The 10,361-nt window shown below is 64.9% G+C and carries 6 protein-coding genes, 1 pseudogene and 1 riboswitch; of the genes and pseudogenes, 3 read left to right on the top strand and 4 right to left on the bottom strand.

The genetic code is table 11. The features are described from left to right. Positions 1 to 803 precede the first annotated feature (803 nt). Complete coding sequence (locus DY468_RS23615) at positions 804 to 2,846, top strand: M23 family metallopeptidase (protein ID WP_205512655.1); 2,043 nt, start codon at positions 804 to 806, stop codon at positions 2,844 to 2,846. Between the two features lie 89 nt (positions 2,847 to 2,935). Next, positions 2,936 to 3,164 (top strand): annotated as a pseudogene (locus tag DY468_RS23610) (SulP family inorganic anion transporter); the annotation flags it as partial. Positions 3,165 to 3,365: 201 nt separating this feature from the next. On the opposite strand, the gene clpB reads toward DY468_RS23610, so the two are convergent. Next, entirely contained in the window at positions 3,366 to 6,005 is a 2,640-nt protein-coding gene (gene clpB / locus DY468_RS23605) for an ATP-dependent chaperone ClpB (protein ID WP_164607925.1), read from the bottom strand. 226 nt (positions 6,006 to 6,231) lie between these two features. On the opposite strand from clpB, the gene DY468_RS23600 reads away from it, so the two are divergent. Beyond that, on the top strand, positions 6,232 to 7,020 hold the full coding sequence (locus tag DY468_RS23600) for an MOSC domain-containing protein (protein WP_164607923.1): 789 nt from the start codon (positions 6,232 to 6,234) through the stop codon (positions 7,018 to 7,020). Positions 7,021 to 7,200: 180 nt separating this feature from the next. Here the strand turns inward: DY468_RS23600 and DY468_RS23595 are convergent, their stop codons facing one another. The 3 genes from DY468_RS23595 to metX all read right to left on the bottom strand — a co-directional run bounded on the left by DY468_RS23595 (position 7,201) and on the right by metX (position 10,070). Beyond that, on the bottom strand, positions 7,201 to 7,947 hold the full coding sequence (locus DY468_RS23595) for an NlpC/P60 family protein (RefSeq protein WP_164607921.1): 747 nt from the start codon (positions 7,945 to 7,947) through the stop codon (positions 7,201 to 7,203). Between the two features lie 222 nt (positions 7,948 to 8,169). Continuing rightward, the gene (gene metW / locus DY468_RS23590) at positions 8,170 to 8,865 is read right to left on the bottom strand and encodes a methionine biosynthesis protein MetW (RefSeq protein WP_164607919.1); all 696 of its coding nucleotides are present in this window, start codon (positions 8,863 to 8,865) and stop codon (positions 8,170 to 8,172) included. A gap of 2 nt (positions 8,866 to 8,867) precedes the next feature. Continuing rightward, positions 8,868 to 10,070 (bottom strand): homoserine O-acetyltransferase MetX, encoded by a 1,203-nt coding sequence (gene metX / locus DY468_RS23585; protein WP_164607917.1) that lies wholly within the window; start codon positions 10,068 to 10,070, stop codon positions 8,868 to 8,870. Positions 10,071 to 10,173: 103 nt separating this feature from the next. Next, positions 10,174 to 10,253: riboswitch (SAM riboswitch) on the bottom strand. Between the last annotated feature and the right edge of the window lie 108 nt (positions 10,254 to 10,361).

Here is a 10,361-nt window from a genome sequence, read left to right as displayed (position 1 = left end):
TCTTTCGTCCGGTCTCAATCCCAGAAAGCCGAAGCCCTCCGAAAACCGAGACCCGCAAGGACTTCGCCGTCCACGTTTCTCTTTCTTCTTCTTCACTTGTCAAACAGCCCGAGACCCGAAGATCTCAACGAAGCCGAAAGCCACAAGGACCCTCGAGACTTCATCTCCTACACTTAATAGGAGCTTTGAAACCCCGACCCGACAGCGATTAGCAACCGACAACTATCGGCTGCTCCTGCACTCATCGAGTTCGATGAAGTTCCAGAGGCGCGGAAGCTCGCTGGAGCCCGTGGGGCTCAGCGGCGCCGCGCTCAGTGGCCGTCTTATAGGCCGCCCCCTGCGGAGCTGTCAACGGCTTCGTCAGAAAAATGTCGTGCGGTTGAAGAATTTCATTTTCTCCAAATTTTCCAATGCTTTCTCGTCCCACACGCCGTACTCAGGCCACATTCCGGAGGCGTTCTCCCCAAATCAGATCGAGAAAACAATTCGGCACACCGCGGTCTGCGGACGTGCCCATTGGTCCCGATCGTGTCGGTTTCGGATCAGCATGAGCATTGGAACGGCCGATATGGCCGCTTTCGATTGACGCCTGCGGTCGCGGCCAGCAATTTGGCCGCACGGCCTGCGTTGCGACACTTGCGATCGATAGAGTACGCCTTCCGTGGCGGACAAGCCGACGGCAATCGGGTAGAAGGCTCCGGTCCGCAGCGCGGCGCGGAGAGCTTTGATCGGCCGACGGCCTGATCGTTCAGACTAGCCGATCGGCTGCACCCGCGGCTGATTGCGAATCGGGGGACGACGGATTGAGCCAAAGGGTGTCACGCGGGCGCAGCAGCGGGCGTGAGGTCGACTATATCGATCTCGGTCATGAGCCGCCGCTTTCCGTCGACGGCTCCGAGGCCGCTGTGATCGATCGCCGGCGCGTGTCGGTACAGTGGTTCAGCGGCACGATTCTCACCGGCCTGTGTGGCGCGGCGCTGATCGGCGGCGCGGTGTTCGCCTCGCTGGATGGCGAAACCACTTTCGCCAAGGCGCCCGAATTGGTGCAGGCCGCACTGCGCGGTGCGTTCGGCGCCGATAAGAACGCCCCCCTGCATAAGAGCGACCGTCTGCCGCCGCCAAGCGAAGCCGCCCTTGCCCGCAGCGTGATTCGAGTCTCGACGGTCTCGCGGGTCGGGCATCGCGACGTGGTGCGGGTTCGTCCGTTCATCCGGATCTCGGGCAACCTGTCGCTGACCACCAGCGACCAATCGGCCAAGATTCCCCCCTTCAATGCCCAGCGGATGCTGAGCGATGTCGGCGCCGCAACGCCGAGCGACGACGCGCAGAACCCCGAGGCAGTCGAACCCGACGCGGAAGTCTCGTTCGTCACCCGCGATCTCGGCACCGTGCTGCCGCGCGCCAAGATCGTCGGCCATATCGCCCCCGACGAGATCCTGATGCGGGTGCGCGACGCGGCGAATTGGAAAGGCAACAGCGGCGTTCGCTATGCCAGCGCCGCCGCCGGCGATTTCGGCGGCGACATGAAGCTGGCCTATGCGCCCGAAGGCCCTTCGGCCGATCCCTACGCCGGCTTCGAAACGCGGATCGTGCCGGAGAACGTCACGCTGCTGCCGAAGACCAAAGAGCAGGTCACCGGCGGCAATCCGACCGGCGAGCGCACCCATATCGTCAAGAAGGGCGACACCGTCGTCTCGGTGCTGCGCGATCAGGGAGCGACCGAAGAGGATGCCCGCGCGGTCGCCGCTGCGCTCGGCGCCCGCGGTCGCGACGGCGGCCTGAAGGAAGGCCAGAAGCTGCGAATCCTGATGGAGCCGCCAGGCCCCGGCAAACCGCCGCAGCCGTTCCGGGTGATCGTCGCAGGCGATTCGGCGGTCGAAGCGGTGGCGGCGCTGTCCGATCTCGGCCGCTACGTCGCGGTCGACGTCCAGAGCCTCAACACCGTCAGCGACACCGCCGACAACACCGAGGACGACGAGGACGACGGCAGCGGTGTCCGGCTCTATCAATCGATCTACGAGACTGCGCTCCGCAACAAGGTGCCGCAGAACGTGATCGACGACATGATCCGGATCTACTCCTACGATGTCGACTTCCAGCGCAGGGTGCAGGCCGGCGATTCGTTCGAAGTGTTCTACGCCGGCGACGACGAAACCACCGCCGCGGTCGAGAAGAACGACGTGCTGTTCGCCTCCCTCACGGTCGGCGGCGAGACCAAGAAATACTATCGGTTCCAGACCCCCGACGACTCCGTCGTCGATTTCTACGACGAGACCGGCAAGAGCGCGAAGAAGTTCCTGGTGCGCAAGCCGGTCAATCAGGCGATCATGCGCTCCGGCTTCGGCGCCCGCCGCCATCCCGTCCTCGGCTACGTCAAGATGCACACCGGCGTCGACTGGTCGACGCCCTACGGCACGCCGATCTTCGCTTCCGGCAACGGCGTGATCGAAAAGGCCGGCTGGGAAGGCGGCTACGGCAAGTACATCCGGATCAAGCACGCCAACGGCTACGAGACCGCCTACGGCCACATGTCGGCTTTCGCCAAGGGCATGGAGCCGGGCAAGCGTGTCCGCCAGGGCCAGGTGATCGGCTTCGTCGGCTCCACCGGCCTGTCGACCGGCGCCCACGTCCACTACGAAATCATCGTCAACGGCCGCTTCGTCGATCCGATGCGCGTGCGTCTGCCGCGCGGTCGCTCGCTCGAAGGCCCGCTTCTCGCCTCGTTCGAGAAGGAGCGCGACCGGCTCGACGGGATGATGGCGGGGCGCGGCGGTGGACGGCTCGCCGAAGATCTGACGTCCTCGGCACCGGTACGCACCTCGTCGAGCGCGCAGGCGCGGCGCTGAACGCTTAGCCGATCCGAAGCCTGTTCGATCGCCGCGGGACATTCCGCGACAGCGAATCTGCTGCGACGTGGCTTCGATCTACCAGCCACATGCATCTTCATCGCGCCTTTCGCCGCGACTGGCTGACGAACATCCCGACCGCGCTGCTGTCCGGAATTCTGGTGGCGCTGGCTCTGATCCCGGAGGCGATCGGATTTTCCATCGCCGCGGGAGTCGCCCCCAAAGGTCGGGCTCCACGCCTCGTTCTCGATCGCAGTGGCGACCGCAACCGTAGTGCTGATAATAACGCTGGAGCACGACCACGGGCTGCAACATCTGCGCCGCCACGGCGCCGTGGTCGCGGTGATCGGCCTCGACGAGGCCAACGCCACCATGGTCGAGCGCTTCGGCACGCATCACCGGCCGAACGCCGAGGCGAAGCCGGTGCATTGAGCCGAACTCATTCCCGGCATGACAAAAGAAAGCCCTCCCCGCGACGCGGGAAGGGCATCGTCATCGCAAATCTGCTTCTCGGCAGTGTCAGTTCAACATCCGCTTCGGCGGGCGTCCCGTGAACGGCTCGACATCCGCGGTGTGCGGCGGGGCGCCGTTGAAGGTCAGCACGCCGCCTTCGGTCGAGATCGCGACGTGGTCGCCGTCCTTGACCGAGCCTTCCAGGATCATCTCGGCGAGCGGGTCCTGGACGCTGCGCTGGATCACCCGCTTCAAGGGGCGGGCGCCGTAAGCGGGATCCCAACCCTTTTCGGCGAGCCAGTCGCGGGCCGCGGCATCGAGGTCGAGCACGATCTTGCGGTCCTCGAGCAGCCTTGTGAGCCGCGCGAACTGGATGTCGACGATCCGGCCCATCTCGCTCTTCTGCAGACGGTGGAACAGGATGATCTCGTCGACGCGGTTGAGGAATTCGGGGCGGAAGTGCGCCCGCACCATTCCCATCACCTGCTCCCTGACCGCCGACGTGTCCTCGCCCTCGGGCTGATTGACCAGATATTCCGAGCCGAGGTTCGAGGTCATCACGATCAGCGTGTTGCGGAAGTCCACCGTGCGGCCTTGACCATCGGTCAGGCGGCCGTCATCGAGCACCTGCAGCAGCACGTTGAACACGTCCGGATGCGCCTTCTCGATCTCATCGAACAGGATCACCTGATACGGCCGGCGCCGCACCGCCTCGGTCAGCACGCCACCTTCGTCATAGCCGACATAGCCGGGAGGTGCGCCGATCAGCCGGGCCACGGAGTGCTTCTCCATGAATTCCGACATGTCGATGCGGACCATCGCGGTCTCGTCGTCGAACAGATACTCCGCCAAGGCTTTCGTCAGCTCGGTCTTGCCGACGCCGGTCGGGCCTAAGAACATGAACGAGCCCATCGGCCGGTTCGGGTCCTGCAGGCCGGCGCGGGCGCGGCGGACCGCGGTCGAGACCGCATGCACGGCTTCGAACTGCCCGACCACGCGCTGGCCGAGCTGCTCTTCCATCCGCAGCAGCTTTTCCTTCTCGCCTTCGAGCATCTTGTCGACCGGCACGCCGGTCCAACGCGACACCACTTGGGCGATGTGATCGGCGGTGACCGCCTCCTCCACCATCTCGCCGGCATTCTCGTGAGCTTCGATGTCGGCGAGCTTCTTTTCCAGCTCGGGAATCCGGCCATAGGCGAGCTCGCCGGCGCGCTGATACTCGCCGCGGCGCTGCGCGTTGGCGAGTTCGATTCGCAGGCCGTCGAGTTCGCTCTTCAGCTTCTGGGCATTGGAGAGCTTGTTCTTCTCCGCACTCCAGCGCTGGGTCAGCACCGCCGACTTCTCTTCGAGCTCGGCGAGCTCCTTCTCCAGCGCTACCAGGCGGGTCTTGGAGCCGACGTCGCTCTCCTTCTTCAGCGCCTCCTGCTCGATCTTGAGCCGCACGATTTCGCGGTCCATCGAATCCAGCTCTTCGGGCTTGGAGTCGACCTGCATCTTCAGCCGCGCCGCGGCCTCGTCCATCAGGTCGATCGCCTTGTCGGGCAGGAAGCGGTCGGTGATGTAGCGGTTCGACAGCGTGGCAGACGCCACGATCGCCGAGTCGGCGATCCGCACGCCGTGGTGCTGCTCGTATTTGTCCTTCAGCCCGCGCAGGATCGAGATGGTATCCTCGACCGTCGGCTCGTTGACGAACACCGGCTGGAAGCGCCGCGCCAAAGCGGCGTCCTTCTCGACGTGCTTGCGGTACTCATCCAGCGTGGTGGCGCCGATGCAGTGCAGTTCGCCGCGGGCAAGCGCGGGCTTGAGCAGGTTCGACGCGTCCATCGCGCCGTCCGCCTTGCCGGCGCCGACCAGGGTGTGCATCTCGTCGATGAACAGGATGATGCCGCCCTCGGCCGCGGTCACCTCGTTGAGCACCGCCTTCAGCCGCTCCTCGAACTCGCCGCGATATTTCGCGCCCGCAATCAGCGCGCCCATGTCGAGCGCCAGCAGCTTCTTGTCCTTCAGGCTCTCCGGCACGTCGCCGTTGAGAATGCGCAGCGCCAGGCCTTCGACGATCGCGGTCTTACCGACGCCGGGTTCGCCGATCAGCACGGGATTGTTCTTGGTCCGGCGCGACAGCACCTGGATAGTGCGGCGGATTTCTTCGTCGCGGCCGATGACAGGGTCGAGCTTGCCGTCTCGCGCCGCCTGGGTCAGGTCGCGGGCGTATTTCTTCAGCGCGTCATAGGCGTTCTCGGCCGTCGCCGAATCCGCGGTGCGGCCCTTGCGCAGCGCGTTGATGGCGGCGTTGAGATTCTGCGGGGTGACGCCGCCCTTGCCGAGCAGCTTGCCGGCCTCGCTGTCCTTGTCCAGCGACAGCGCCAGCAGCAGCCGTTCCACGGTGACGAAGCTGTCGCCCGCCTTCTCGGCGGCCTTCTCGGCCGCGTCGAACGCCCGCGCGGTGGCCGGATCGAGATAGACCTGGCCGGCGCCCGAGCCGGAGACCTTCGGCATCTTGCCGAGCGCGTCTTCGGTCGCCTTCAGGATCGCGCGCGAATTGCCGCCGGCGCGGTCGATCAGACCGCCCGCCAGCCCTTCGGAATCGTCGAGCAGCACTTTGAGGATATGCAGCGGCGAGAACTGCTGATGGCCCTCGCGCATCGCCAGCGATTGCGCCGACTGGATGAAGCCGCGCACACGTTCGGTATATTTTTCAACGTTCATTGTTTTCGGTCCCTCAGCCTGCCCTCGGCGCCTTCAAGAAGCACGCGCGACGGCATCTTCATTGGGGTTCCGCCGGCCGCGCTGACATTCCTCAGCCGGGGGCGGTCGTCACCGTGCGGAGCGCATCGGCTTGACGCAAATGTGGGCATCTGTTCCGGCAAACGGAAGGCCCCGGCTCACATTTTCGTGGGCTGCCGAAGCCGGCGCGATCCCCTAAACACCCGCCATGACAGACCTTGCACTCGCCTCCGTCGCCTCGATCTATCGCTATCCGGTCAAGGGTTTGTCGCCCGAGCCGTTGCCCACCGTGGCTCTGGATGTCGGCCAGACCCTGCCCGGCGACCGGGCATTCGCAATCGAGAACGGGCCGATCGGATTCGACCCGGCCCATCCCCGCTACTTCCCCAAGATCAGGTTTCTGATGCTGATGCGCAACGAGCGGCTGGCCGCCCTGCGCAGCCGCTTTGATGCCGCAACCGGCGAGCTCAGCATCTCCCGCGACGGCGCCGAGGTGGCTCGCGGCGATCTTCGGACCGAAACCGGCCGGGCCGCGATCGAACAGTTCTTCGCCGGCTATTGCGCCGACGAGCTGCGCGGGCCGCCGAAGCTGCTCGCCGGTCACGGCCACAGCTTCTCGGACGTCGCCCGCAAAGTGGTGTCGATCATCAACCTGACAAGCGTCGCCGCGCTGGAAGCCATGATCGGCCGCCCGGTCGATCCGCTGCGCTTCCGCGGCAACCTCTACGTCGAAGGCTGGCCGGCCTGGCACGAGTTCGACCTGATGGACCGGGTGCTGCTGATCGGCAACGCCAAGCTCAAGGTGGTCAAACGCATCGTCCGCTGCGCCGCCACCAACGTCGACCCGACAACCGCCGCCCGCGACATGGCGATCCCCGAGACCCTGCAGCAGAACCTCGGCCACGCCGATTGCGGAGTCTATGCCGAAGTGATCGAAGCCGGCGACATCGCGCAGGGCGATGCGGTGCAGGTCGAGCAGGCGGAGCTGTTCGCGTAAGAACTCCAGCTCCGAGCTTCAGTAATCAAGCTTCAGGAACTAAGCGGCCCTGCTCCTCACACATCGTCATCGCCGGGCTCGACCCGGCGATCCATCTTCTTCGGAGAGGCGCGCTCCGCGCGCGATGGATGCGCGGGTCGAGCCCGCGCATGACGATCGCGTGCGGGAAAGCGCGTCTTATCAGCTCGACGGCATCACGTAGGCGTAGATGCGGCTCTTCGAATACACCGCCTCGGCGACGCGGTGGCCGTGATTGCCGGAGACCACGATCGGGTTGCCGTTGGGATCAATCCCGCTGACGACGCCGACATGGCCGCCGCGCTTGCCGCGCGACATCACCGCGATCGCGCCGACCTGCGGACCGGAGATGCGCTGTCCGTAGCGTGCGAACGAGCTCGCCATGTCCGATCCGGTGCCCTGATGACCCGTCCGTTGCAACACCATGTTCATGAACCGTGCACACCACAGCGCGCGACGGCCGGTCGGATTGCCGCTGCCGATGTAGCTGCGCGCAGCTTCCACCAGGCTCGAGCCCGCGCCGCCGCCGTTCCACGACTGCGATTGGAAGTCCTGCTGCTGGGCGGCAAGGCGCTGACGACGACTGCTACGCTTCTGCGTCGCAGGCTGCAGCTGCGGCTGCGCCATCGCGGCCGAGACATCCATGGCCGGATCGTGGCCGGAGAAACCGAAAGCCGACGGCGCGACCTCCGCCTGCTGCTGCGCGATGCGGCCGTGACGGCGCCAAGCGTGCGAGCGGCGATGCTGGTGCGCGTGACGAGACGCGGCGTGGTGCGAGTATTTGGACGCGTGAGCGTGATGACGATGCAGCGGCTTGGCCGATGCGGGAGCGGCGATCGCCGCGAGCACCATCAACGACAGCGCGGCAGCGACGAAGCGGAACAATCCAAACGCAGAAAACACAACCATACAGTCACTCTCTCCCGGAACTCATCGAGACGCGTCGACCCGCACGGGCCGACATCGGGGTCGACGCGTTAATCGATCGGGGATGGCGAGAGGATGGCTTTGAGAAAGCGAGAGTCAGATTTTAGGGGAATTTTCGAGGAAATTTCGTGATACGCAACATTTCTGCACGCATCGCGTGCGATGAACTGATGACCGCACGCATTAACTACTTGTTAATACGACTTATGGCGCGATGTAATCGGCGGCCTGCGGCGGTGTTTTCTGCTGTGCGCGGCTGAGCAGAAACACGCCCTGCTCACCGAACATGTTCCAGAACCACCACGGTGCGTTGAGCCGCAGCGGCCGACCATAACGGTCGAGCGCCACTGCACGTTCCATCTTGACGCCGATCTCGTCGCACAGTCCGACGAAGTCCTTGATGGTGCAGAAGTGAATGTTCGGCGTGTCGTACCAGGTCGCCGGCAGGTTCTCGGTCCGCGGCATCTGGCCGTGGATCAGGAGCTGCAGCCGCATGTTGATGTAGCCGAAGTTCGGAAACGACACGATCGCGCGCCGCCCGATCCGCAGCAGATTTTCCAGCACCTCTTTGGGCTGCCGCGTCGCCTGCAGCGTCTGCGACAGGATCACGTAGTCGAACGCATCGTCGACGTAGTGATCGAGGTCGGTGTCGGCGTCGCCCTGCACCACCGCGAGCCCGCGCGCGACGCAGCGGTTGACGCCCTCGCGCGACAGCTCGATGCCGCGGCAATCGACGCCGCGAGATTCGAGGAGCTGCATCAGATCGCCTTCGCCGCAGCCGACGTCGAGCACCTTCGTGCCCGACTCGACCATGTCGGCGACCAGGAGATGATCGGCGCGGTGCACGCGCAACTGCGGACGCGCATGCGCTTCCAGCGGCAAGCTTTCCTGCACCGACATGATCAGCGCTCCGCCTTGCCGAGGCCGTGCGCCGCACCGGCCGACTGCAGGAAGGCGCGCGCGATGTCGATGAATTCCGGCTCGTCGAGCAGGAACGCGTCGTGGCCCTTGTCGGTGACGATCTCGGCGAACGAGACCCGCGCGCCGCCGGCGTTCAGCGCATGCACGATGGCGCGCGACTCCGAGGTCGGAAACAGCCAGTCGGAGGTGAACGACACCACGCAGAACCTCGTCTGCGTGCCGCGGAACGCAGCAGCCAACACGCCGTCATGGTCGGCCGCGATATCGAAGTAATCCATCGCCCGTGTCAGATACAGATACGAATTAGCGTCGAACCGCTCCACGAACGACGAGCCCTGATAGCGCAAGTAACTCTCAACCTGGAAGTCGGCGTCGAACGAGAACGTCGGCAGCTCACGGTCCTGCATCTTGCGGCCGAATTTCCGATGCAGCGCGGCGTCGGACAAATAAGTAATGTGCGCGGCCATCCGCGCCACCGCGAGGCCACGATGCGGAAAGCAGCCGTTCTCGAAGTAACGACCGTGCTGCCACTCCGGATCGGCCATCACCGCCTGACGGCCGAGTTCGTGGAAGGCGATGTTCTGCGCCGAATGCCGGGTCGCGCAGGCGATCGCCAGCGCCGAGAACACCCGCTCCGGAAATGCCACCGACCATTGCAGCACCTGCATGCCGCCCATCGAGCCGCCGACCACGCAGAACAATTTGTCGATGCCGAGCCGGTCGATCAGCATCGCCTGGGCGCGGACCATGTCGGGAATGGTGATGACCGGGAAATCGAGTCCCCAGGGCTTGCCGGTGGCGGGGTTGGTGGAGGCCGGACCGGTGGAGCCCATACAGCCGCCGATCACGTTCGAACAGATCACGAAATAGCGGTCGGTATCGATCGGCTTGCCGGGGCCGACCAGGGTCAGCCAGCCGCCGGGCTTGCCGGTGATCGGATGCTCATTGGCGATGTGCTGATCCATCGTCAGGGCGTGGCAGACCAGGATGGCGTTGCTCTTGTCGGCGTTCAGCGTGCCGTAGGTCTGATAGGCGATCTGAAACGGGCTGAGCGCGATGCCGCAATCCAGCGGCAGCGGCTGGTCGGCGCCGAACAGCGCGATGAGCGAATGCGGGTGGTCGACCTCCTGGGTCCGCTCGCCGGCGGCGATCTTCTGCCCCTTCACCGAATGGATATTCATCATACGCCTGCCAACGGCCTCGACATCCCGGGACGCCCCGGTTCGACCTCAGATAAGAACGGCAGGGTCAATAAAAAACCCGGCCTGAACATCGGTTCGGCCGGGATCGGAACTGTCCCCGGCCTGTTTAGCGAGTTGTTTAACGTGGCTGCAAGCCGGCCGGCTCAAATGACCACGGGATCGCGCGGACGATAGTCATGAAGGGCCGGGCCGTCAATATTTGACTCGGCGACGGCTTCCTTCACCCTCCCCTGGAGGGGGAGGGTCGGCCCCTGTCTCTTATACCCCTCTGAC

This window comes from Rhodopseudomonas sp. BR0M22, from assembly GCF_010907035.1.
Lineage (GTDB): Bacteria > Pseudomonadota > Alphaproteobacteria > Rhizobiales > Xanthobacteraceae > Rhodopseudomonas.
The sequence above is the reverse complement of the archived record's forward strand: the minus strand, read 5'-3'. Positions and strand labels throughout refer to the sequence as shown.